This window comes from Mycobacterium sp. FW102-FHT13B02, assembly GCF_058790275.1.
The window spans coordinates 204,938-227,881 of the sequence record NZ_JBYTCM010000006.1; the positions used below are offsets into that span (position 1 = coordinate 204,938).

24 protein-coding genes are annotated in these 22,944 nt (G+C 67.9%); 12 read left to right on the plus strand and 12 right to left on the minus strand.

The window, feature by feature from the left end; translation table 11 throughout:
• Nucleotides 1–15: 15 nt before the first annotated feature.
• From AC3WTE_RS13170 to AC3WTE_RS13180, 3 genes are read left to right on the plus strand one after another with little or no spacing between them, the layout of a single operon-like run.
• Nucleotides 16–885, plus strand: a complete 870-nt coding sequence (locus tag AC3WTE_RS13170; protein WP_492438031.1) for an oxidoreductase — start codon at nucleotides 16–18, stop codon at nucleotides 883–885.
• A 17-nt stretch (nucleotides 886–902) separates the two neighbouring features.
• Entirely contained in the window at nucleotides 903–1,619 is a 717-nt protein-coding gene (locus AC3WTE_RS13175; RefSeq protein ID WP_492438278.1) for a methyltransferase domain-containing protein, read from the plus strand.
• A 34-nt stretch (nucleotides 1,620–1,653) separates the two neighbouring features.
• A complete protein-coding gene (locus AC3WTE_RS13180; protein ID WP_492438033.1) occupies nucleotides 1,654–2,349 on the plus strand; it encodes a class I SAM-dependent methyltransferase in 696 nt (231 codons plus the stop codon).
• A 9-nt stretch (nucleotides 2,350–2,358) separates the two neighbouring features.
• On the opposite strand, the gene egtE is transcribed toward AC3WTE_RS13180, so the two are convergent.
• From egtE to AC3WTE_RS13215, 7 genes are all read right to left on the minus strand, one after another.
• The gene (egtE, locus tag AC3WTE_RS13185) at nucleotides 2,359–3,492 is read right to left on the minus strand and encodes an ergothioneine biosynthesis PLP-dependent enzyme EgtE (RefSeq protein ID WP_492438035.1); all 1,134 of its coding nucleotides are present in this window, start codon (nucleotides 3,490–3,492) and stop codon (nucleotides 2,359–2,361) included.
• A complete protein-coding gene (gene egtD / locus AC3WTE_RS13190; RefSeq protein ID WP_492438037.1) occupies nucleotides 3,489–4,484 on the minus strand; it encodes an L-histidine N(alpha)-methyltransferase in 996 nt (331 codons plus the stop codon). Before egtD ends, egtE begins: the two co-directional genes overlap by 4 nt.
• Before the next feature lie 19 nt (nucleotides 4,485–4,503).
• On the minus strand, nucleotides 4,504–5,187 hold the full coding sequence (gene egtC, locus AC3WTE_RS13195) for an ergothioneine biosynthesis protein EgtC (protein ID WP_492438039.1): 684 nt from the start codon (nucleotides 5,185–5,187) through the stop codon (nucleotides 4,504–4,506).
• Nucleotides 5,187–6,494, minus strand: a complete 1,308-nt coding sequence (gene egtB / locus AC3WTE_RS13200; protein WP_492438041.1) for an ergothioneine biosynthesis protein EgtB — start codon at nucleotides 6,492–6,494, stop codon at nucleotides 5,187–5,189. The genes egtC and egtB overlap by 1 nt, the downstream gene beginning before the upstream one ends.
• Complete coding sequence (gene egtA / locus AC3WTE_RS13205; RefSeq protein WP_492438043.1) at nucleotides 6,491–7,777, minus strand: ergothioneine biosynthesis glutamate--cysteine ligase EgtA; 1,287 nt, start codon at nucleotides 7,775–7,777, stop codon at nucleotides 6,491–6,493. Before egtA ends, egtB begins: the two co-directional genes overlap by 4 nt.
• Before the next feature lie 183 nt (nucleotides 7,778–7,960).
• Nucleotides 7,961–8,605 (minus strand): sensor domain-containing protein, encoded by a 645-nt coding sequence (locus AC3WTE_RS13210; protein WP_492438045.1) that lies wholly within the window; start codon nucleotides 8,603–8,605, stop codon nucleotides 7,961–7,963.
• A gap of 98 nt (nucleotides 8,606–8,703) precedes the next feature.
• Nucleotides 8,704–9,150: a hypothetical protein gene (locus AC3WTE_RS13215; RefSeq protein WP_459367232.1), complete on the minus strand. Its 447-nt coding sequence runs from the start codon at nucleotides 9,148–9,150 to the stop codon at nucleotides 8,704–8,706.
• Nucleotides 9,151–9,406: 256 nt separating this feature from the next.
• Between AC3WTE_RS13215 and AC3WTE_RS13220 the strand changes: the two genes are divergently transcribed.
• Both AC3WTE_RS13220 and AC3WTE_RS13225 read left to right on the plus strand, forming a co-directional pair.
• The gene (locus AC3WTE_RS13220) at nucleotides 9,407–9,778 is read left to right on the plus strand and encodes a guanyl-specific ribonuclease (RefSeq protein ID WP_492438280.1); all 372 of its coding nucleotides are present in this window, start codon (nucleotides 9,407–9,409) and stop codon (nucleotides 9,776–9,778) included.
• The gene (locus AC3WTE_RS13225; RefSeq protein ID WP_492438047.1) at nucleotides 9,775–10,050 is read left to right on the plus strand and encodes a barstar family protein; all 276 of its coding nucleotides are present in this window, start codon (nucleotides 9,775–9,777) and stop codon (nucleotides 10,048–10,050) included. The genes AC3WTE_RS13220 and AC3WTE_RS13225 overlap by 4 nt, the downstream gene beginning before the upstream one ends.
• Before the next feature lie 6 nt (nucleotides 10,051–10,056).
• Here AC3WTE_RS13225 and AC3WTE_RS13230 read toward each other — a convergent pair whose 3' ends face one another.
• From AC3WTE_RS13230 to AC3WTE_RS13240, 3 genes are read right to left on the minus strand one after another with little or no spacing between them, the layout of a single operon-like run.
• Complete coding sequence (locus AC3WTE_RS13230) at nucleotides 10,057–11,181, minus strand: DUF4185 domain-containing protein (RefSeq protein WP_492438049.1); 1,125 nt, start codon at nucleotides 11,179–11,181, stop codon at nucleotides 10,057–10,059.
• Nucleotides 11,182–11,201: 20 nt separating this feature from the next.
• Complete coding sequence (locus AC3WTE_RS13235; protein ID WP_492438051.1) at nucleotides 11,202–12,239, minus strand: aspartate-semialdehyde dehydrogenase; 1,038 nt, start codon at nucleotides 12,237–12,239, stop codon at nucleotides 11,202–11,204.
• A 2-nt stretch (nucleotides 12,240–12,241) separates the two neighbouring features.
• Nucleotides 12,242–13,507, minus strand: a complete 1,266-nt coding sequence (locus AC3WTE_RS13240; protein ID WP_459367237.1) for an aspartate kinase — start codon at nucleotides 13,505–13,507, stop codon at nucleotides 12,242–12,244.
• Between the two features lie 107 nt (nucleotides 13,508–13,614).
• Between AC3WTE_RS13240 and AC3WTE_RS13245 the strand changes: the two genes are divergently transcribed.
• Nucleotides 13,615–14,196, plus strand: a complete 582-nt coding sequence (locus tag AC3WTE_RS13245) for a nitroreductase family protein (RefSeq protein WP_492438053.1) — start codon at nucleotides 13,615–13,617, stop codon at nucleotides 14,194–14,196.
• Here AC3WTE_RS13245 and AC3WTE_RS13250 read toward each other — a convergent pair.
• Nucleotides 14,193–14,693 (minus strand): hypothetical protein, encoded by a 501-nt coding sequence (locus AC3WTE_RS13250; protein ID WP_492438055.1) that lies wholly within the window; start codon nucleotides 14,691–14,693, stop codon nucleotides 14,193–14,195. The two genes, AC3WTE_RS13245 and AC3WTE_RS13250, sit on opposite strands and share 4 nt — an antisense overlap.
• 249 nt (nucleotides 14,694–14,942) lie before the next feature.
• On the opposite strand from AC3WTE_RS13250, the gene leuA reads away from it, so the two are divergent.
• Nucleotides 14,943–16,787 (plus strand): 2-isopropylmalate synthase, encoded by a 1,845-nt coding sequence (gene leuA, locus AC3WTE_RS13255; RefSeq protein WP_492438057.1) that lies wholly within the window; start codon nucleotides 14,943–14,945, stop codon nucleotides 16,785–16,787.
• A 1-nt stretch (nucleotide 16,788) separates the two neighbouring features.
• Here leuA and AC3WTE_RS13260 read toward each other — a convergent pair whose 3' ends face one another.
• Complete coding sequence (locus AC3WTE_RS13260; protein WP_492438058.1) at nucleotides 16,789–17,454, minus strand: TetR/AcrR family transcriptional regulator; 666 nt, start codon at nucleotides 17,452–17,454, stop codon at nucleotides 16,789–16,791.
• 138 nt (nucleotides 17,455–17,592) lie between these two features.
• On the opposite strand from AC3WTE_RS13260, the gene AC3WTE_RS13265 reads away from it, so the two are divergent.
• The 5 genes from AC3WTE_RS13265 to AC3WTE_RS13285 all read left to right on the plus strand — a co-directional run bounded on the left by AC3WTE_RS13265 (nucleotide 17,593) and on the right by AC3WTE_RS13285 (nucleotide 22,884).
• Nucleotides 17,593–19,428, plus strand: coding sequence for a hypothetical protein (locus tag AC3WTE_RS13265; protein WP_492438060.1), 1,836 nt, complete (start codon nucleotides 17,593–17,595; stop codon nucleotides 19,426–19,428).
• Entirely contained in the window at nucleotides 19,425–19,625 is a 201-nt protein-coding gene (locus tag AC3WTE_RS13270; RefSeq protein ID WP_492438062.1) for a hypothetical protein, read from the plus strand. Before AC3WTE_RS13265 ends, AC3WTE_RS13270 begins: the two co-directional genes overlap by 4 nt.
• On the plus strand, nucleotides 19,622–20,032 hold the full coding sequence (locus tag AC3WTE_RS13275) for a hypothetical protein (protein ID WP_492438064.1): 411 nt from the start codon (nucleotides 19,622–19,624) through the stop codon (nucleotides 20,030–20,032). The genes AC3WTE_RS13270 and AC3WTE_RS13275 overlap by 4 nt, the downstream gene beginning before the upstream one ends.
• Before the next feature lie 20 nt (nucleotides 20,033–20,052).
• The gene (locus AC3WTE_RS13280) at nucleotides 20,053–21,333 is read left to right on the plus strand and encodes a hypothetical protein (protein ID WP_492438281.1); all 1,281 of its coding nucleotides are present in this window, start codon (nucleotides 20,053–20,055) and stop codon (nucleotides 21,331–21,333) included.
• A 99-nt stretch (nucleotides 21,334–21,432) separates the two neighbouring features.
• Nucleotides 21,433–22,884: a carotenoid oxygenase family protein gene (locus AC3WTE_RS13285; RefSeq protein ID WP_492438066.1), complete on the plus strand. Its 1,452-nt coding sequence runs from the start codon at nucleotides 21,433–21,435 to the stop codon at nucleotides 22,882–22,884.
• The last annotated feature ends 60 nt before the right edge of the window (nucleotides 22,885–22,944 follow it).

Sequence of the window (22,944 nt, forward strand, 5' to 3'; positions counted from 1 at the left end):
AGATAGCCTGGCGACATGACGACGTTCACGCTCGGCGAATACCAAGTCCACCGCGTCGGGTTCGGCGCCATGCAGCTGCCCGGCCCCGGCGTGTTCGGCCCACCGCGTGACCACGAGCAGGCCATCGCCGTGCTGCAACGTGCCGTCGCGCTCGGTGTCAACCACATCGACACCGCGCAGTTCTACGGCCCCGACGTCGCCAACCAGCTGATCCGCGAGGCCCTGCACCCTTACCCGCAGGGCCTCGCGCTGATCAGCAAGGTTGGTGCGCGCCGGGACCAGACCGGCAGCTGGCTACCGGCGCAGCAACCCGACGAGCTGCGCGCTGCCATCGAGCAGAATCTGGAAACCCTTGGTACTGACCGGCTGGCCGCGGTGAACCTGCGCGTGATGGGTCCGGACGGCGACGCGAGCGCGCCCGGCGAGGTCGACCGAAAGCTGTTCGACCGCCAGCTGGACACGATGATCGCGGCCCGTGACGAGGGGCTGATCGGCGGAATCGGCCTCAGCTGTATTTCGCTCGAGCACCTCGAGATCGCTCTGGACCGCACCGATGTCGCGTGCGTCCAGAACGCCTACAACCTGCTCGACCGGTCCTCGCAGCCGGTGCTGGACGCCTGCACCGCACGTGGTATCGCGTTTGTCCCCTTCTTCCCGCTCGGGTCGGCATTCGTGCCGGAGAACCCCGTCCTCGGTCATCCCCAAATCCGCAAGGCAGCAAGCGAACTCGAGCGGACGCCCGCACAGGTCGCGTTGGCCTGGACACTGGCGGCAGCGCCCAACATGCTGTTGATCCCGGGTACGTCGTCCGTCGCTCATCTGGAGGAGAACCTCGCCGTGGCCGACATCGACGTGCCCGCGACCCTGACGGCGGCACTCGGGTGAGTACCGACATCGACCGGATGCCCCGCGGCGGTCCGCAGGCATCCTGCCTGGACCGCGCACTGCAGACCGGCCAGCCCGAGTATCTCGACCGCAGCGACATCGACCCGGCGATCAAACGCAGTGTGGTACGGGCATTGGAGCTCACCGGCGATTGGTTCGGGCTGCATGAACGGTTCGCCCTCATCGTCATGGACGAAGTGGCCGACGTCCCCGATCCCCGGATACTCGAGCTCGGGGCCGGCCATGGCGGGCTGTCGAAGAAGGTGCTGGAGATGCACCCCACGGCCACCCTGACGGTGACCGATCTGGAGCCGGACTCGGTCGCGGCCATCACCGCCGGTGACCTCGGTTCCGATCCTCGGGTGACGGTGCGGGACATGGACGCCACCGCCATCGACGCGGCCGACAGTGCTTATGCCCTGGCCGTTTTCGCGTTGTCATTCCACCACCTGCCCCCGGCTGCCGCTGCCCGGGTCCTCGCCGAGGGCACCCGCGTGGCGGACAAGTTGCTCATCATCGACCTACCCCGGCCACCGGCGCCACTGCACCTGATGCGGCTGGCCGCGATGCTGCCGTTGGCTCCGTTCGTTCCGTTCGTGCACGACGGCGTCATCAGTTCGCTGCGGGCCTACAGCCCGGCGGCACTGCGGGCACTGGCCGACCACGCTGGCGTCGACATCGAACTGCGCGGCGGCCTGTGCACACCACAAATCGCAATCGCCACCCGACGTTAGATTTGCGGCCGAATCCGCGGCGTACGTTGGAGCCATGACGGACTCCGACGAAGTGATGGACTGGGACAGCGCCTATCGCGAAGAAGGCGGATTCGACGGGCCACCGCCGTGGAACATCGGCGAACCGCAGCCCGAGTTGGCGGCATTGATCGCCGCCGGCAAGGTGACCGGCGAGGTGCTCGACGCCGGCTGCGGCTACGCCGAACTGTCGCTCGCGCTCGCCGCCGAGGGTTACCGCGTGGTCGGCATCGAACTCACGCCCACCGCGGTTGCCGCTGCGAAAAAGGCTGCCGCCGAACGGAATCTGCCCAACGCCACGTTCGTCCAGGACGACATCACCACCTTCACGGGCTTTGACGGCCGGTTTGACACCATCATGGATTCGACGTTGTTCCACTCGCTGCCGGTGGAAGCCCGCGACGCGTACCAGCAGGCGGTATTCCGGGCGGCCGCGCCGGGCGCCAAGTACTTCATCCTGGTGTTCGCCAAAGGCGCGTTCCCGGCGGAGGCCGAACAGAAGCCCAACGAGGTCACCGAGGACGAATTGCGCGCGGCCGTCGGAAAGTACTGGGCCATCGACGACATTCGGCCGGCCTTCATCCATGCGAGCATGCCCGCTCGGTTGCCCGCCGGCCCCGGCCAGCCCACTTTCGAAATGCCGCCGCACGCCCTGGACGAGAAGGGCCGCCTGAAGATGCCGGCGTTCCTGCTCACGGCGCACAAGGCCTGACGACTCCGCTCAGGCCGATGCCGCAGTCAGCGCACCGGCGAAGGTCTCCAATTCTTCACCGGTGACGTCGACGTGCGGCGAGACCCGCAGCACCGGAATCTTCATCTCGAACGGCGCCCGCTCGATCCCCGCCACGGTGGTGACGACGCGGTGTTCGGCAATCAGCTTGGCGCGCACGGAGTGCGGATCGGCGCCGCGAGTCGGCTCCAGCGTGGTGATGGCCGTGGGCTCATCCACATTCTCGACCACCCGCCAGCCGGGCAAGCCCGCCAGCGCAGTCCGGGTGTGCCGTCCCACCTCGGCCAACCGGGCCCGCACCAGCTCCGGCCCGGCCACCAGATGTTCCTCGAGCGCCATCGAAAAGGCCACGCGGGCAGCAATATTGGCCTCACCCAGGTCCAGTCGCTTCAAGACCGGCAACGGTGTGCCCCAGTCCGGCAGTGGAATGCGCGGACGAAGCCGGTGCGACACCGACGAACGTATGGCCAGCACCCCGACGCCGCGCGGTCCGGCCAGCCACTTGCGCGACGATGCGTAGATGACGTCGGGCGATACGGCGCAGTCCAGGTGACCCAGAGCCTGAGCCGCGTCCACCGCCACCGGCACGCCGAGCGCGTGGCATGCCGCGACGAATTCGGACAACGGCTGCGCCACGCCGCGGTGACTGCCGAGCGCCGTCAGATGGGCCAGCGCCGGCGGGTCGTCCTGCATCACCGCGACCGCCACCTCGACGTCGAGCCGCCCTTGATCGTCGACCGGCAGCTCCCGGACGGTGAATCCGTTGGCTGCCATGATCACCAGGTTGGGGCCGTACTCGCCCGGCAGGCAGGCGACGGTCTTCTCCCCGTCCCAGCTGCTCAGCAGGAGGTTGAGCGCGTTGGCCGAACCCGTGGTGAATACGACGTCGCCGGCGGACATCCCGGTCAGCGCGGCCACCGCGGCCCGCCCGGCTTCCAGCACGGGTTCCACGGCTTCGGCGGCGACGTAACCGCCGACCTGCGCCTCCAGCCGGGCGTGCTGAGCAGCGGCGTCGATGACGGCGAAGCTCTGCCGCGAACAGGCGGCGTTGTCGAAGTGCAGACCCAGCGGCTTGGGCCGGGCAGCGCGCCACAGGTGCGCGACGGCGGGATCGGCCCCGCTCACGTCCGCAGGTCCGGCTTGACCGCCAGCGACAGGCCGAAGTCCCCTGCCGGATCGGTCCACCAGTCGGTCTGACGCAGCCCGGCGGCCGCCAACTCGGCCGCGACGCCCTCGGGGCGGAACTTGCACGACACCTCGGTCAACATCTCCTCACCCGTCTCGAACTCCACTGAAAGATCCAACTCGCGTATCTGAACCCGTTGCGCGGCAACGGACCTCAGCCACATCTCGATACGTTCGTGTTCGGTGTTCCATCGTGCCACATGTTCGAAGCGGTCGAGATCGAAATCCGCGTCCAGCTCGCGATTCACCACGGCCAGGACGTTGCGGTTGAACTGCGCGGTCACTCCGGCGCTGTCGTCGTACGCCGCCACCAGCCGGGTGATGTCCTTCACCAGGTCGGTGCCGAGCAACAGCGTGTCGCCCGGCCGCATCGCATTGGCCAAGCTCTCGAGGAACTCGGCCCGCGGACCGGCCGTCAGGTTGCCGATCGTCGACCCGAGGAACACGATCAGCCGGCGGCCGGCGACGGGCAGTTCACCCAGGTGCTGTTCGAAATCGCCTCGCACCCCGCTGATCTCGACACCGTCATACTCGTCGGACAGCTGGGCGAGCGCCGCGCTGAGCACGTTCTCGTCGACGTCGAACGCCACGAACCGGCGCAACGCAGCGGCGTCGCGGAACGCATCGAGCAGGATGCGCGTCTTCTCCGACGTACCACTGCCCAACTCGACCAGCGTGTCCGCGCCGGAGGCACCCACGATGGCGCCGGCGGCCTCGTGCAGGATGTGCGCCTCGGTGCGGGTCGGGTAGTACTCGGGCAGGCGGGTGATCTGATCGAACAGATCGCTTCCGACGGCATCGTAGAACCACTTGGGCGGCAACGATTTCGGCGACAGCGACAGGCCCTCTCGAACATCGCGTCGCAGCGCCCGGGGCGCCCAGTCGGCAGCGAGATGATTGATCAGCAGGGGTGCCGTCTTGCTCGGTGTCATTGCGGTCCTCTTCTCCAGTTCATACCAGCGCTGTTACCTCGACCCCGGCGGCCGTCACCTCGACGAGATGACAGTCGCCGATGTCCTGCCAGTCCGGGTGGTCGTCGTAGGGCTCGCTGGCCAGCACGACCCCGTCGGGGCGACGCAGCACCGACAAAGTGTCGCCCCACACGGTGGCCAGCATTCGGGAACCGTTGGCAGCCAGGATGTTCAGCCGCGCCGACGGGTCGGATTCCCCGACCTCGCGCACGGTGTCCGCCAGGCTGTCCAGCCCCCGGGCGAAGATGTGGGCGGCCAGCATCGCGCTGTCCACGGTCGATTCCGCCGTCCGGGACACGGGCAGCACCGCGCGGTCGACGACGCCGTTGTGCGACAACAGCCACTCACCATCGGTGAACGGCGCCGACGCCGAGGGCTCGATGGGCATCCCGACCGTCGCCGAGCGGACAGCGGCGACCACACACCCGCTGCGCAGCGCCGGTGCCACCGATGCCAGGGACGCATCGCCCCACAACGGGGCGGCACTGCGCCAGCGTCGCGGTGTCACGCCATCGAAGAAGCCGACGCCCCAGCCATCGGCATTGAGCAACCCGTGCTTTTGCCGCCGGGGCGAATAAGACTGCACCAGAAGCCCGTTCGCGGGTTCCAGGATCAGCGACGACACCGAGACGGGAGCACCGAGCCAGCCCAGGTGGCGACACATCAGTCGCCCTCGCTCTCGACGGACCAGGCGAGCCGCACGCCGGAGAAAATCTGCCGGCGGATCGGATGGTCCCAGTTACGGAAGCTGGGCCGCAGGATGTCACCTGCCACGGCCCAGGAGCCGCCGCGCAGCACCCGGTAGTCACCGCTGCCGGCGCCTTCGAAGAACGGCTGTGAATAGCGGTCGTAGATCATCGGTGTGAACCCCGGCCACGGCCGCAGCGGTGACGTGGTCCACTCCCACACATCGCCGAGCAACTGTTCGGCACCGTAGGCCGAGGCGCCGTCGGGGTAGGCCCCCACCGGTGCCGGACGCAGCGCGCCGCCGTCGAGGTTGGCCCGGTGCGCGTCGGGTTCGGTCGCGCCCCAGGGGAATCGGCGCCGCGCTCCCGCCGCCGGATCCCAGACGCAGGCCTTCTCCCACTCCACCTCGGTGGGCAGCCGTGCGCCCGCCCAGGCGGCATAGGCCTCGGCTTCATAGAAGCTGACATGCTGCACGGGTTCGTCGGGCGGCAGTTCCTCGACATGGCCGAACCGCACCCGGCTGGTGCCGTCGGCACTCCAGAACTGCGGTGCCACCAGGCCCGCCTGCTGCCGATGCTCCCAGCCGGCCGCGGACCACCACCGCGGTTGCCGATACCCGCCGTCGGCGATGAACTCATGCCACTCGGCGTTGGTGACCGGCACCCTCCCGATCCGGAACGACGGCACGTCGACGACGTGCGCAGGTCCCTCGTTGTCGAGTGCGAACGGCTCATCGGCGGCATCGACGCCGAGCACGAACGGTCCGCCGGGCACCAGCACCGAGGTGCCCGCCACCCCGCCGCGCCCGGGCGGCAACACCATGCCCGGCCCCAGCAGCGGCGGGCCGCTGCGCAGGTTCAATGCCTGCAGCATGGTCTCGTCGTGCTGGTTCTCGTGGCTGATCACCAGGGCGAAGGGAAACTCGGCAGCGGGCTCGTCAGGCAGACGGTCAAGGGCGTCAAGGGCTTTGGACCGGATGGTGCGGCAGAAGGCGCGCGCATCGGTCGGTGGCAGGAGCGGCAGGGACACCCGACTGGCGCGCGAATGCACGAACGCGTCGTACAGGCTGTCCACCTCCGGCGGCAGCAGCCCAGGCCGGCTCAGGTCGCCACCGCGCAACAGCCACAGTTCTTCCTGCTGACCGATATGCGCGAGGTCCCACACCAACGGGCTCATCAGCGGGTGGTACTGGCGCAGCAATTCGGCGTCGTCGAACTCGACCAGGGCCAGCGTCCGGTCCCGGGCTCTGGCCAGTCCTCGAGCCAACAGCTCGCGCGTACTCACACCCCACCTTCCAGCCGGTCATCATGTGCCAACCCGGTAATGGCCGAATCGATTCCATGCGCGACGACCCGGTCCGCGAAATCGTCGGCCGCACTGCGCCCCTGGGTCACCTGCCGCAGCAGCCGTTCCATCGAGTCCGCCACGTCAGCCGGTGCGACCTCGGCGGCGGCTTGCACACACCGCACGGCCGATGCGCGCAAGCGCGGGTCGGCCAGCCCCACCCGGGCCGCCTGATCCCAGGCGGTGGCCACCGATTCTGTTGCCTCCCAAGCGATATGCGACAACCGGGCATCGTCGAGCAACGCCACCAGAGTGAACACCACGGCCGGCCACAGGTCGTCGGACAGGGCGTCGAGGTAGCGGATCTCCAACCAGCGCCGCGGCCGGACCGGTGGAAACAGCGTCGTCAGGTGGTAGTCCAAGTCGGCCTCGGTCGGCCGGCGACCGCCGAGCAGCGTCCGCCCGTCCGCCCAGTCGGCGAACGGCACCCATTCGGTGATCGGCTCCGCCTCCGGCGTGTGCACCAGCATCACCGGCGCCTTCAGGGCGTACCGCGCCCAGTCGCTCGCCGGGTCGTCACCGCTGGCGCCGAGGATCGGCCCGCAGCGCGCAGTGTCCAGCTGGCCCCAGATCCGCTGGCGCGTGCTCTGCCAACCGGTGAATTCTCCGCCCAGCATCGGCGAGCTCGCCGACACGGCGATCATGGTCGGGCCCAGGGCGTGGGCCAGCCGAACCCGGTCAGCCCAGCCGTCCCGCGGGCCGGCGTCCACGTTGATCTGCAGCGAGGCCGTCGAGGTCATCATCGCCGCCCCGGCCGCACCCGTGCCGCCGGCCGCGAAGAACTCCTCCATGGCCCGGTATCGGCCGCCGGGGTTGACGCGGGCCTGCGGTCGGAGCGGATCCACCCCTACCTGCAACAGGCCCAACCCGTGGCGCCGCAATGATTCCCGCAGTACCTCCTGGTCCGCCTGCAGTGCCGCGATCGCGGCTCCCGCACCGTCCAGTGGTGGCCCCGACAACTCGATGGCACCACCGGGTTCCATCGTGATCGCGCTGCCGCCGGGCAACTGCGGCACCGCCGCAACCGCTTCGGTCAACTCAGCCCAAGCGGGCCGCCGCGATAAGTCCGAGAGATCGAAGCAGTGCGCCTCGAGTTCGAGGCCGACGCGCCCGATCGGCCCGTCCCGCAGGCAACCCCCGCCGGCCAGGAGCGCGGCGCCGTACGCGCTCGACAACTCTGGGTATTCGGCGTGCGGACGGCGCACGGCAGTAGCGGTGCCCATCTGAACATCCCCTTCCGAAGAATCGGGGTGGCCCCCGCATCCGTTGGTTGGTGTTCCCGGACCAAGTCTGGATTGCCTAGTTCAGACGCGTCCCGAGCATTACGTGTTCGTCCGACGATGCCATGGGGCACCGACAAAAGTCTGCGCCGTATTTGTGCGATACCTGGCTCACCCAGGACAACGTCATTGCCCGAGGGTGTTCTGCATGGCCCCGGCCAGCACGTTGACCGCCAAACCGGCGTTGCCGGACTGGCAGACTTTCGCCTGCAGCAGAACGTTCTCGCGCAGCCGGGTCTGCACGAAACAGCGGCGATCGGTGTCCGCCTCCTGCTTGACCCACGCCTCGTCCGTCGGGCCGGCTTGCGTCCCCGCGAAGCTCCAGACCTGGGTGCGGCCGTCCTCGAGGTGCATCGCTGTGGTCTGCCCCGAACATCCGACGGTGCGGTCGACGACCCGGTGGAACGCGCGTGCGGCAGCCTCCGAGGTCGCGAACACTCCCACTGCCTGCTTGGCCGAGTGGCTGTCGTCGGTGGCCGACGTCTGTGTCACGGCGCCGTTGAACGACGCCAGGTCCGGGTCGCCGTAGACCTCGGGCAGGCCGATGTCGCCCCAGTTGTTGCACACCGGAAGGTCGACGAAGAAGCCCTGGTACGGCGAGGTGAAGGTGGACTCCCAGCCCATCGGCGCGCCGACCACGTTGCCCACCGACCCCTTGCCGAGGACTGCGTACGACACGACGCCGGGGTCCGACGGTTTGGCGGCCGCAGCGGGCGGGGCGACCAGTGCAGCGATGACGCAGGCTGTGAACCAGAGCGGGCGCGCAGTCATGACTCCGATAATGCCAGTGACCGGCCACGTTCCCCGAACAGACGACAGGCCGCACCCTGATCGGGCACGGCCTGTCGCTTGATGCGGGACTGGTGGGGTCAGCGTCCGGGCTGGGCCGGACCGGGCTGGCCGGGTGCTTGCATGCCGGGGCCGCCCTGGCCTTGTCCGCCGGGGCCCTGCCAGCCGGGACCGTTCGGGCCGCCCTGCCAGCCCGGACCGCCGGGGAACATCGGGTGCCACATACCGCCGCCGCGCGGACCGTGACCCTCTCGGAATTCCGAGGTGTCCTGTCCCCGGTGGTGCTTGTACCAACCGTGGTGGCCGCCACCGGAATGCGCGCCGAGGATGAAGCCGGAGAAGAAGATCGTCGCAACGATGAACACGATGCCGGCGACGATGCCGACCCAGGCCAGCACCTTGTTGAGTTTGCTGGGCTTGTGCTCGACGACCGGCGCGGCCACCGCGGTCGCTGCGGGGACGGGCGGGAAGGAGTCCGTCGGGGTGTCCGGCGTCTCGGGGTTTGCTTTAGGGGTGTCGTCACTCATGTCATCGATGATCCGTCCATCAACCACAGCCGTGGCTGGGTTGCGCGTAAGAATCAGCTATGAGGCGCGTGGCGCGGTAGCGTGGCCTCTGTAGCGGAAGCATCGGCCGGGCTTTGGGGGCCGGCCGATGCTCCGATTTCGAGAATGCGGCAGAAAAGGTGCGATGTCCAGAACCACCCTGCGCGCCGTGGTCTTCGCGTGCGGCACCGCGTTGCTGCTGCCCCTCATCCCGGCGTGTGCCAGGCAGTCCGCCACGCTGACCGGGCCGGGTCCGACGGCCGCGTCGCAGGCGCCGTCGGCAGGGCCGTCGTCGACGGCCAAGAGCGCGTCCGGGCTGCCCGTCTGCCAGCTGTCGTCGCTGCCTGCCGAGGCCGGCACCACCGTCAATCTGATCCACCACGGCGGGCCGTTCCCCTCCTCACGGGACGGCATCGTGTTCGGCAATTTCGAGCACCGGCTGCCCAACCAGCAGCGCGGTTACTACCACGAGTACACGGTGCCGACGCCAGGCGCGAAGACCCGCGGCACGCGGCGAGTGATCACCGGCGGAGAGCCGCCGGCCAACCCACCGGAGTTCTTCTACACCGGCGATCACTACGAGACGTTCTGCCAGATCGGAGGAGCGTGAAGACCTTCACCGTGCGGGGCACACACATCCTTTCCCGCGCAGACCTTTTCACCGAGTTGGGCCATGCGGTGGGCGGCCCCGGCGGCTATTTCGGCAGCAATCTCGACGCACTGGCCGACTGCCTCGGCGGCGGCTTCGGCACCCCGGACGACGAGCCGTTCCGATTCGTGCTGACCGACAGCTCAAAAGCCAAGAAGGCCTTGGACTCCCATACCTGGACCGGGCTGCTCGAGGTGTTCGACAGCGCCGGGGTCGACTTGGTGCTGCGCTGACGGCACCTACGGCTTGACCGGATTCACCGCGAACTGGATGACGCGGTACGGCGCGGTGTCGCGTGGCGTGGTGTTCCACTGGCTGACCAGGATGCGCAGCTCGTCGAGCGTCGAGCCCGGAGAGATGTAGCCGCCGTACGGCTGGGCCAGCTGATTGTCCTGTGGCGCAGGCAGTTCTTCGGCCTGCTCAGGCCAGCCGCCGGCGACCACGACGGTAGTGACCGGGGCGGTACCCAGCTCGGTCGGCGTGTTCGCGACCCGAACCTCCATGTTGCCGGTGCTGCTGTTGAAGTAGGACAGCACGGTCTTGCCGTCGACCTGCTTCATGCTCATCTCACCGATTCGGTCGCCCCACAACGGGGTTGGCGGCTTACCCCAGCCCGCGACGGCCGACCAGCCCTGCCAGCTGGACCGGTCGGTGAACGACTGCGGCGTCGCGCGGTAGAGGAAGATCAGACTGCTGCGGTCGAAGTTGTTGGCGACGATGTACACCCAGCCACGCGGCGAGTCGGCGGTGGGCACCGGGTCGTAGTACCCCGTGATCTGGCTCTGCGCTCCCCCAGCGTATTTGGCCGGCCGCACGGACCCCGGCACGGTCGGCCACGCCCCGCGCGCGGGGTCGGCCTTCACCAGCCGCGAACTGGCGGGCACCAGGTCCTTGGTGGTGGTGATCAGCAGATAGTTTTCCCTGTTGATACTCACCACACCGGCCGGAAGTTGCGACGTGCCCGGAACTTTGGGGTCGGCCAGCAGTGGCTTGTCGATGCCCGTGACGCCACGGTAGCGAAGTCCGCCGGGTGAATTGACGGAGTCGGTGTCGACATGCAGCGCGACGGGCGCGTACCAGCCGCCGAATCCGACGCCCTGCCCCGCGAAGCTGTCACCGCAGATCTGCAGGATGCCGCTGGGGAACTCCATGAACTCGCAGAGATCGGTGGCCCCGATGCCGTAATCGGCTGTCGGCGTGCCGGTTCCGGCCACTGGACCGATGCGTGTCACCTCGCCGAGCGCCAGCGGCTTGAGTACCGGTGTGGGCACCGGCGCAGGCGGATCAGCCTGCGCGATCGGTGCCGCGACAATCAGGGCCGAAAACAACGAAATGGTTGCTGACACCCGGGTGGCAGCAACCATTTCGTCGATTTGGCGGATATCTACTTGGCGGCGAGCAGTTCGGCGATCTGAACAGTGTTGAGTGCCGCACCTTTTCGCAGGTTGTCCCCCGAGACGAAGAGCGCGAGGCCACGACCGCCGGGCACACCCGGGTCCTGGCGGATGCGGCCCACCAGCGAGTCGTCGGCGCCGGCGGCGGCCAGCGGCGTCGGCACGTCGACCAGCGAGACACCGGCCGCGTCGGCCAGCAGCTCGCGGGCCCGCTCCGCCGAAAGCGGCTGCGCGAACTCGGCATTGATCGACAGCGAGTGCCCGGTGAACACCGGCACGCGCACGCACGTGCCGCTCACGGCGAGCTCCGGGATGCCGAGAATCTTGCGACTCTCGTTACGCAACTTCTGGTCCTCGTCGGTTTCACCCGAGCCGTCATCAACCAACGAGCCGGCCAGCGGAATGACGTTGAAGGCAATGGGCGCAACGTATTTTACGGGCGCGGGGAACTCCAGTGCCGATCCGTCGTGCACCAGCTGCTCGACGCCCGAGATCACCGCGCGGGCTTGCGAGGCCAACTCGTCGACACCGGCCAGGCCACTGCCCGACACCGCCTGGTAGCTCGACACGATCAGCCGGGTCAGGCCGGCCTCGTCATGCAGCGGCTTGAGCACCGGCATGGCGGCCATGGTGGTGCAGTTCGGGTTGGCGATGATGCCCTTGGGGAGGACACGGCCAGCTACATCCCGGTCGAAGTTGACTTCCGAAACCACCAGCGGCACATCGGGATCCTTGCGCCACGCCGACGAGTTGTCGACGACGATGGCACCGGCCGCAGCGAAACGCGGCGCCTGCACCCGCGACATGGTCGCGCCGGCGGAGAACAGCGCGATATCCAGGCCCGACGGGTCGGCGGTCTCGCTGTTCTCGACCTCGATCTCCTGGCCGCGGAACGTCAGCTTCTTGCCCTCGGACCGCGCCGAGGCGAAGAACCGCACCGAGCTCGCCGGGAAGTCGCGCTCCTCGAGGAGTTTGCGCATGACCTGGCCCACCTGGCCGGTCGCCCCTACGACACCGATCGCAACCATGACTAGCGCCCCGTTCCGCCGTAGACCACCGCGGCCTCTTCGCTGGCGAAGCCGAAAGCCTCGTGCAGCGCCGCGACAGCCGTGTCCAGCTCAGTGTCCTTGACCAGCACCGAGATTCGGATCTCGGAGGTGGAGATGAGGTCGATGTTGACGCCGGCCGCGGCCAGCGTCTCGCAGAACTTGGCGGTGACGCCCGGGTGGCTGCGCATGCCGGCGCCGACCAGCGACACCTTGCCGATGTGGTCGTCGTACAGCACCTGCGAGAAACCGATCTCGTCCTTCAGCGACGTCAGCTTCTCGACGGCGCCCGGACCGTTCTCGCGCGAACAGGTGAAGGTGATGTCGGTCTTGCCGTCCTCCACCTTCGAGATGTTCTGCAGCACCATGTCGATGTTCACGTCGGCGTCAGCGACCGCGCGGAACACCTTGGCGGCGTAGCCCGGAACGTCGGGCACGCCGACAACGGTGACTTTCGCCTCGCTGCGGTCGTGGGCGACTCCGGTGAGGATGGCGTCTTCCATGGGGATGTCCTCGATCGATCCTTTGACAATGGTGCCGGTCTTGTTGGAGTACGAGGACCGGACGTGAATCGGAACGTTGTAGCGGCGGGCGTATTCCACGCAGCGCAGCATCAACACTTTGGCTCCGCAGGCCGCCATTTCCAGCATCTCCTCGAAGGAGACGGTGTCCAGGTGGCGGGCATTGGGCACGATGCGCGGGTCGGCGGTGAAGATGCCGTCGACATCGGTGTAGATCTCGCAGACGTCGGCGTGCAGGGCGGCGGCCAGCGCCACGGCGGTGGTGTCCGAGCCACCGCGGCCCAGCGTGGTGACGTCCTTGCTGTCCTGGCTGACGCCTTGGAAGCCGGCGACCAGCACGATCAATCCCTCGTCCAGGGCTTCCCGCAGCCGGGTCGGGGTGACGTCGATGATCTTGGCGTTGCCGTGCGTGCCGGTGGTGATCACGCCGGCCTGTGAGCCGGTGAACGACCGGGCCTGCGCGCCGAGGGACTCGATGGCCATGGCGACCAGCGCGTTCGAGATGCGTTCACCCGCGGTGAGCAGCATGTCCATTTCGCGGGCAGGTGGCGCCGGGGAAACCTGACGGGCCAGATCCAGCAGATCATCGGTGGTGTCGCCCATGGCCGAGACCACGACGACGACGTCATTGCCGGCCTTCTTGGTTTCGACGATCCGCTCGGCGACTCGACGGATCCGCTCGGCGTCCGACACCGAGGATCCGCCGTACTTCTGGACGACGAGCGCCACTGTTCGCGTTTCCTTCTCTGAATTGGCCAGCTTGCATTCGCATCAATGCTGCCCACAAGGATAAGGGAGGGGCGAAGCCGATTTTGTTGCCCGGTAGCTTGGCAGACGTGCATCGCGCGTCTGATCGACTCGCCGCGACGTCGGTCGCGATCCATCCCGACATCGCCGCCCGCTGGAGCCCACGTGCTTTCGACCCCAATGCCGAACTGCCGCATGAGGATCTGACCGCAGTGCTGGAGGCGGCGCGGTGGGCGGCCACCTGGGGCGGGCGCCAACCCGTGCGGTTCGTCGTGGGAGTTCGGGGGGACGAGACGTTCGTCACTCTCGCCGGACTGCTGCGACGCGGTAACAGCTACGCCCATGCCGCGTCGGCGCTGATCCTGCTGTGTGCCGACGAGGGACCCGACGAGAAGACCGCGCTGTACAGCGCGGTGGATGCCGGTTCCGCGATGGCGAATCTGTCGGTCGAGGCAGTGTCCCGCGGCCTCATCGTGCATCCGATGGCCGGCTTCGACGTGCCGGGCGCCGCCCAGGCGTTCGGCCTGCCCGGGACGTTGCGCCCACTGATGGTCATCGCCGTCGGCACCCTCGGTGACTACGCGCAGGCCGGTCCCGACATCGCCGAGCGCGACGGCCGCCCCCGTGAACGGCTACCGCTCGACGAGGTCGTCCTGAACTGGCCCGTCTAGAAGATGTCGGTCAGCTTCCGCTGCGCCGGGCAGGCGTCGGTCAGCGCCTTCATCTGCTCCGTGATCTGCGCGTTGATCGCTGACAGCTGGTAGGCCTCGGTCGGCGCGGGCGCGCCGGGCGCCCGGCCCTGCGCCGCGATCCGGTAGGCGTCCAGCGCCGAGGCGAATTGCGACGCCAGCGTCGCCAGCTGCACCGCGTGAGCCGCGACCTTGTCGCCGGTGACCTTCTGCGCCCGCTCGGCCATGCCGTCCGCCCAGGCCCGGTACGCCGTCTCCTCGGCAATGGTCGGAACGCCGCCCGAGTTCTTGTCGATCTTCGACTCGATCTGCACGGCTTGCGCCTTGTTGTAGTCGAGCATCTCGCGCACCGGCTTGCACTCCGGTGTCGGCCCGCGGAACTCGGTCTGCCACACCACGAGGCCGATGACGACGGTGAGCGCGACCGCGATGCCGATCTTCCAGCTCCGGTCCAGGCTCAACAACCATCTCGTCAACACGGACGAACTGTATCGGCACAGTCGGCGCCGCGGCCATTACACCTGGCCAGGAACTTGGCACGAGAGGGTTCGACCGGGTTTTGGAGAACTACTGGACCGGAGTAAACTCGCCAGTGATGTTTAACGCGCGGGTGCTCCTCCTCGGACGCCGCGACGGGGTCTGATCCGACCGGCCTCCCGTCGCGGGGGTTGGCGATGCGCCGGTCCTGACCTTCTAGGTCCCATCCAGACAGACCGGAGCAACACACCGTGACCACTTACTCTCCCGATTCTTCTGCCGACTCCTTCTCGTCGGTACGCGCCATCACCACCCCGTCCGGCCCGCGCCGCGAAGGCCAGCCGTCCTGGAACACCCAGCGCAATTCCGCGATGCCCGTCAGCCGGTACCGCAGCTTCGCCAACGAGGTGCCGGGCGGGAGCCCGGCATTCGGTACCGCGAACGTTCCGTTTGACCGCACCTGGCCCGACAAGGTCGCCACGGTCGCACCCGGCTGGTGTGCGGTCGACCTGCGCGACGGCAACCAGGCCCTGATCGACCCGATGAGCCCGGAGCGCAAGCGCCGGATGTTCGACCTGCTGGTCCGCATGGGCTACAAGGAGATCGAGGTCGGCTTCCCGTCGGCCAGCCAGACCGACTTCGACTTCGTCCGCGAGATCATCGAGCAGGGCGCCATCCCCGACGACGTCACCATCCAGGTCCTGACGCAGTGCCGGCCCGAGCTGATCGAGCGCACCTTCGAGGCGTGCAACGGCGCCCCGCGGGTGATCGTGCACTTCTACAACTCGACGTCCATCCTGCAGCGGCGCGTGGTCTTCCGCGCGGACCGCGAGGCCGTCAAGAAGATCGCCATCGACGGCGCGAAGCTGTGCGTCGAGGAGGCCAAGAAACACCCGGGCACGCTGTGGCGCTTCGAGTACTCCCCCGAGTCGTACACCGGCACCGAGCTGGAATACGCCGTCGAGGTCTGCAACGCGGTGGCCGAAGTAGTCCAGCCCACCCCCGACTGGCCGCTGATCGTGAACCTGCCGGCGACCGTCGAGATGGCCACCCCGAACGTCTACGCCGACTCGATCGAGTGGATGGACCGGCACCTGGCCCCGCGCGACTCGATCATCCTGAGCCTGCACCCGCACAACGACCGCGGCGAGGGCGTCGCGGCCGCCGAGCTGGGATACCTGGCCGGCGCCGACCGCATCGAGGGCTGCCTGTTCGGCAACGGTGAGCGCACCGGCAACGTGTGCCTGGTGACGCTGGGGCTGAACCTGTTCAGCCGCGGTGTGGACCCGCAGATCGACTTCTCGAACATCGACGAGATCCGCCGCACGGTCGAGTACTGCAACCAGCTGCCCGTCGCCGAGCGCCACCCATACGGCGGCGACCTGGTGTACACCGCCTTCTCGGGCAGCCACCAGGACGCCATCAACAAGGGCCTGGACCAGATGAAGGTGGACGCGGATGCCGCCGACGCTGACGTCGACGACATCCTGTGGCAGGTGCCGTACCTGCCCATCGACCCCAAGGACGTCGGCCGCACGTACGAGGCCGTCATCCGGGTGAACTCGCAGTCCGGCAAGGGCGGGGTCGCGTACATCATGAAGGCCGACCACGGGCTGGTGCTGCCGCGCCGGCTGCAGATGGAGTTCAGCCAGGCCATCCAGAAGATCACCGACGGCGAGGGCGGCGAGGTCTCCCCGAAGGAGATGTGGGACGTCTTCAACGAGGAGTACCTGACGCCCATCACCCCGCTGGAGCGCATGCGCCAGAAGGTCGACGCATCCGAAGAGGACGGCGGCACCGACACCATCACCGCGATCGTGAAGATCGACGGTGAAGAGCGCGAGATCGTCGGCGCCGGCAACGGCCCGCTGGCGGCCTTCATCGACGCCCTGGGCGCCGTCGGGTTCGACGTCGACGTACTGGATTACTCCGAGCACGCCATGTCCGCCGGCGAGGAGGCCCAAGCCGCGGCGTATGTCGAGGCCTCGATCGGCGGCAAGTCGGTGTGGGGTGTCGGCATCGCGCCGTCGATCACCACGGCGTCGCTGCGGGCCGTCGTCTCGGCGGTGAACCGGGCCGCGCGGGCAGGCGCCTGACCTAGTTTGCGGTGCCCGGATCCTCGACGACGCTGAAGATCCGGGCGCACCACCGCACCGCCTGCCCCGCAAAGTCTTCTGCGGTAACGGTTTTCGCGGGGTCGAGCAGCCGCTCATTGAGCAGTATCGCGACTCCGCCGACGCAGAACAGTGCCGCATCGAAGCTCTCCTGATCGGCATCCTTGTCGGGCTGCAGCAAGGCCAGGACCGCGGCGGCCACCCGATGCTGGGCGACCCGAATGTGTTCGGCGACGGACTCGATGTGCCGGGCATCGGTCAGGAAGATCCGCACCGCCAGCGGATCGTTCTCGGCATGCTCGATGAAGGCGGCCAGGGCCAGCGTCAGCCGAGTACTCACGCTGACCGACGGTGGTGAATTGAGGGCGCCCAGCATGGCGGCGAAGGGCCCTTCCAGCACGTCGTCGATCACGGCGCCGATCAGCGCACCGAGGCCGGCAAACTGCTCGTAGAAGTAGCGGTCGGTCAGTTTGGCGCGGGCCGAGACCGCGCGGACGCTCAGCGCGGACAGCCCGCCCTCGCGCCACAGCGCCTCGGCCGCGTCCAGCAGCAGCCGACGCCGCTGCGCCCGTCGCTCCTCCGCTGACCTGCCGGAGTACTTGCGCTGCGGCGCGGTGCCCGAACCGGTGCGCGATCCGTCGTCAGCCATCTGGCGCAACCCCTCCCTCCGACTGCCACATGATGTCAAAATCCGGGGAAGGAAGACGGACTCCCGTTTCAAACGCGGTCTTCTGGCAATATTACCGACGAGTAAGGTTCAGGGTTCATCTACATAGTGGGGTGGAACATGGCAGCACAGCTCGCCGAGCAGGTCACCGTGGTGGCCGCGGCCGGAACCGAGGGCGGGGGCGCTGCCCTCGATCAGGTCATCGGGATGTCCGTGGCAACGGGCATCATCACCGCGGGCCTGTTGTGGATCGGCTATCTGCACCGGCAGCGCCGCATCACCTGGCTGCAGGACCTGGCCGAGGCGGCCGGCCGCAAGATGAACCGGCCCAGCTGGGTGGCCCTGCCCTCACTGCTGTTCATCTCGACGATCATCTGCGCGATGTTCGGCTTCATCTGGGATGTCAGCCTGCACATCGGCAAGGGCCGCGACGCCGGCCCGCTGGCCAACCCCGCGCACTACTTCATCTTGGTCGGGCTGTTCCTGCTGTTCATCGCCGGATCGCTGTCGATCATCCTGCCGTACGACAAGCCCGGCCCGGCCGCCATCAAGATCACCAAGACCTGGTACGCGCCCGTCGGCGGCATTCTGATGGCCGGTTGCGGCCTGTACGCCCTGATCGGTTTCCCTCTCGACGACATCTGGCACCGGATCTTCGGTCAGGACGTCACGCTCTGGGGACCAACGCATTTGATGCTCATCGGCGGCGCCGGCCTGTCCTTGGTCGCCACGTTGCTGCTCGAGCGCGAGGGCGATATCGCGATGGGCGCCGACGCCCCGCCCGCCCGGAGCAAGGTGCTGCCATACCTGGCTTTCGGCGGCCTGGTCATCGGCCTGTCGGTGTTCCCCGTCGAATACGACTTCGGTGTCGAACAGTTCCGGCTCGTCTTCCACCCCATGCTGATCGCCGCCGCGGGCGCCATGTCGCTGGTGGCCACGCGGCTCACGCTGGGTCGTTACTCCACGTTCGGCGCCATCGCCTTCGCGCTGTTCATCCGCGGTCTGGTTGCTCTACTGGTCGGGCCCATCCTCGGTTCTCCGTACAGCTGGTGTGCGCTCTACCTGGGCTCGGCGGTCGTGGTGGAACTGATCGGCCTGACCCCGATTGCCAAGCGGCCCATCCTCTTCGGCGCGGTGGCCGGTCTGGGTGTCGGCACCGTCGGCATGTGGCTGGAGTCCTTCTGGGTCGACGCCATGTTCCGCACCCCGTGGCCGAACAGCATGTGGGGTGAGGCGCTGACGATGTCGACGCCAGTCGCGATCGGCATGGGCATGTGTGGTGCGTTGCTGGCCCTCGTGCTCACCGGCCAGCGCCTGCCCGCACGCCCGGTGGGCATCGGCATCGTGGTCGCCACGGTGCTGGTGATCGCCGGTGGCGTGGCCAACGGCCTGCACATCACCGTTCCCGAACACGCCCGCGCGCAGCTCACCCTCACCGACGCGCCGAGCCCGCAGGGTCAGCGCCTGGTCAACGCCGATATTCTGATCACGCCCACCAACCTGATCGGCAACGACCCGGAATGGGTGACGCTGATGGCTTGGCAGGGCAAGCTCGACCACGAGCGCGGCCTGGTGGTCGACCACCTCCAGCAGGTCGGTCCCGGCCATTACCGGTCGACCCGGCCGATCCCCGTGTGGGGCACCTGGAAGACCGTGCTGCGCGTGCAGGATGGCCGGACCATGGCGGCGGTGCCGGTCTATCTGCCCGCCGACCCCGGCATCGGCGCCCAAGAGACGCCAGCGATCTCGACGACCCGTGACTTCATGGAAGAGATCAAGGTTCTGCAGCGCGAACGCAACCTCGACGTCCCGTCGTGGCTGTACCCGGCGGCGTCCATGATCGTGCTGGTGTGCTCGCTGATCCTGATCGCCTTGCTGAGTTGGGGTGCGGGACGGATCAATTCACGCGAGCAGTTCAGCACCACCGAGACCAGGGAACCCGTCGGACAGCCGTGACCTATCTGGCCGATCACTCGCTATTGTTGGCACTGCCGGCCTTTGCCCCGGCGTTCGTCGTGGCCGGGGTGGTGGCCTGGGTGGCCATGAAGGACCGGCGGTCCCAAGGCCAGGACGAATCAGACAGCTCCACTTCCGACGGTGACGAAACCGATTCGGAAACACCAGGTTCGACCGATGAGGATGGTTCCCCGTGACCTTTGTGAAGACCTTCGCCGTGGCCGGCGTCGTAGCGCTGGCGCTCGCCGGCTGCGGCAAGAACGAGTCGGCGTCCGGCAGCTCTTCCAGCGCCACCGCAACGGGCACAACACAACTGAGCAATCCGCAGGCCCCGCCGGCGCGCGTCTACATCGACGTGACCATCGCGGGCGGCACCGCAACGCCGATCAACCAGCAGGTGCAGGCCAAGCTGTCCCAGCCGATCATCGTCCGCGTCAACAGTGACGCCCCCGACCAGCTGCATGTGCACTCGAACCCCGAGCACACCTTCGACATCAAGGCGGAGAAGGACCAGCAGTTCCAGTTCACGGTGGACGTGCCGGGCAAGGTTGACGTCGAACTGCACCACCTGGACAAGACCGTCGCCACCATCACGGTGCAGTAGACGTTGTGCGTCCCGACGCAGTGACCTCAACTGTCCTGGCGCACGGGCTTGGCGGGTCCAGTGACCTTCCGATCCCGCTGACGTACGCCCTCATCGGCGCGGCGTGGGCGCTGACCTTCACCTTCGCAGTGGTGGCGCTGGCCTGGCGCAAGCCGCGGTTCGATCCGGAGACGCCGGGCCGGGCCTTGCCGCGGTGGGTGACGAGGGCCGTGGACGCTCCCGCCACCCGGTGGACGGTCGGGCTGCTGGCCCTGGCGTTCGCCGCCTGGGTCGCGGTGGCCTCGGTGGTCGGACCGCCCGGTTCCGGCAACCCGCTGCCAGGTGTGTTCTACGTGCTGCTGTGGGTCGGAATCGTCGCGCTGTCAGTGCTTTTCGGTCCGGTATGGCGGGTGCTGTCTCCAGTGCGGACCATCACCCGGCTGCTGCGACTGAGCCGGGATGCGTATCCCGCGCGGCTGGGCTACTGGCCCGCGGCGGCCGGCCTGTTCGCCTTCGTCTGGCTCGAGCTGGCCAGCCCCGACCCGGGTTCGGTTGACGCCGTGCGGATCTGGCTGCTGATCTATCTCGGGGTGACGCTGTCCGGGGCCGCGACGTGCGGCACCCGGTGGTGCTCGCACGCCGACCCGTTCGAGGTGTACAGCGTCGTGGCTTCGCGGTGCGCTCCGGTGCGGCGGGGCGCCGATGGACAGATCGCCATCGGCAATCCGTTCAACCACCTGCCCACGTTGCCGATTCGGCCCGCCACGGTGACAGTGCTCGCGGTGCTGCTCGGCTCGACGGCCTTCGACAGTTTTTCGGCGACGCCGGCGTGGCGGGGGTTCGTCGAAGCGCATACGCATGGCGGGTGGCAAGTCACCGCGATGAAAACCGTTGGCCTGGCGGTGTTTGTCACGACCGTGGCACTGTCGTTCAGCCTCGCCGCCCGCGCTACCGGCGGGGTGGACCAGGCCCGGCGCCGGCAGCTGCCCGGCCTGATGGCGCACTCCCTCATCCCGATCGTCATCGGCTACGTGTTCGCGCATTACCTGACCTACCTCGTCGAGAAAGGTCAGCAGACCGTGTTCCTGCTGCTCGGCCGGCACGACGCGCACGTGTACTACCTGCTGTCCATGCATCCATCGGTCCTGGCCACGACCAAGGTGCTGTTCGTGGTGGCCGGGCACATCGCCGGCGTCGTCGCCGCGCACGACTGCGCGCTGCGCGTGCTGCCCAAGCGGCATCAGCTCACCGGCCAGCTGACGATGATGCTGGTGATGGTCGGCTACACGTTCACCGGTCTGTATCTGCTGTTCGGCGGATAACTCGCCGGCAACCCGCCGGTTGACCGTTCGCCGCGAACCCTTGACAGCGACGACCCCGCGGATCAAAACTGAGGACACACGTCATCAGATGGGGGTTTCATGACAGCCACAGTGCCCGCGGAACCGACGCTCAAGCAGCTCCATGGCCGCGCGTTCGCATCCCTGTACGACGAATTGGACTACCAGGTCGCCCGCATCGACGGCACCCTCCCGGCGGAATTGACCGGGACGCTGTTCCGCATCGGGCCCGGCAAGTTCGAGGTCGGCGATACCGTGTTGAAGACCATGTTCGATGCCGACGGCATGGTGTCCCGGTTCGTCCTCGACGGCAAGACCGTCCGCTTCACCAACCGCTACGTGCGCACCAAGCAGTACCGCGGCGGCGACGTGATGAGCCAGCGCGGCATCACCACCAACGCCCCCACGCTGCGCGGCAATCTGCTCCCGCCGGCCAACACCGGCAACACCAACATGGCCACCATCTGCGGCGAACTGCTCGCCATGTGGGAAGGCGGGGCGCCCTACAAGATCGATCCCGACTCACTGGACACTTTGGGCTACAAGCATTTTGACGGTGACCGGCTGGGCTACCTCGGTTCCTTCTCCGCCCATCCCAAGTGGGATCCGCACACCGGCGAGGTCTACAACTTCGGCCTCGACCTGCTGCCCACGCCGCGACTCCGGTGCTTCAAGGTGGATCGCGCCGGCCGCAGCCACCAGATCAGCTCACTGAAGCTGTGGGACATGGTGTGGAACCACGACTTCGCGCTCACCGAGAACCACATGGTGTTCGTCCTGGATCCGTTGCGGCCCAACATCCCGACGCTGTTGCGCACCCGATCCCTGGCACAGGCCCTGGACCATCAGGCCCGCAACGGTTCGACGCGCTTCGCCCTGGTGCCCCGCGACGGCTCCAAGCCGCGCATCATCGAGCACGAAGCCCTGACCCACGTCCACGTCACCAATGCCTTCGAAGACGGCTCCGACACTGTGGTGGAGTTCTTCCGGTTCGAAGAGCCCGATGTCTGGCGCAAGCTCGGACAGGCCTGGCAGGAGCCGGCCGACCCCACCGATCCCCGCGCGCATCTGACCATCGACGAGTGGCCCCGGGGACACCTGTCGCGGTTCCGGATCAGCACGTCCGGACGCGTCACCGAGACGGTGCTATCAGCAACGGCGCCAATGGAATTCCCGCAGTACGACTGGCGCCGCTCGACACAGGAACACAATGTCACCTACGCCTGCAAGGCCACCGAGGATGTCGGCCACTACAACGCGGTGACGCGCATCGACCACCGCACCGGCGTGCAGAGCACCTTCGATTTCGGGCTGGCCCAGACCGGCGAGCCGTTGTTCGTCCCCCGCTCCCGCACTGCCGCCGAGGACGACGGCTGGCTACTGGTGCTCAATCACGATCTGCGGAGCCATCATTCGCAACTGGTGATCTTCGATGCCCGGACCATCGAAGACGGACCGCTGGCCACCGCGCATCTGGAACACCATCTGCCGATCGGGTTCCACGGCACATTCAGCCGGCGCGTCGCGGGCTGACGCCACTGCCAGCGCTGGGCAGCCGTGCGCCGCGCAACGTATGCGGTACCGCCGCCGCAG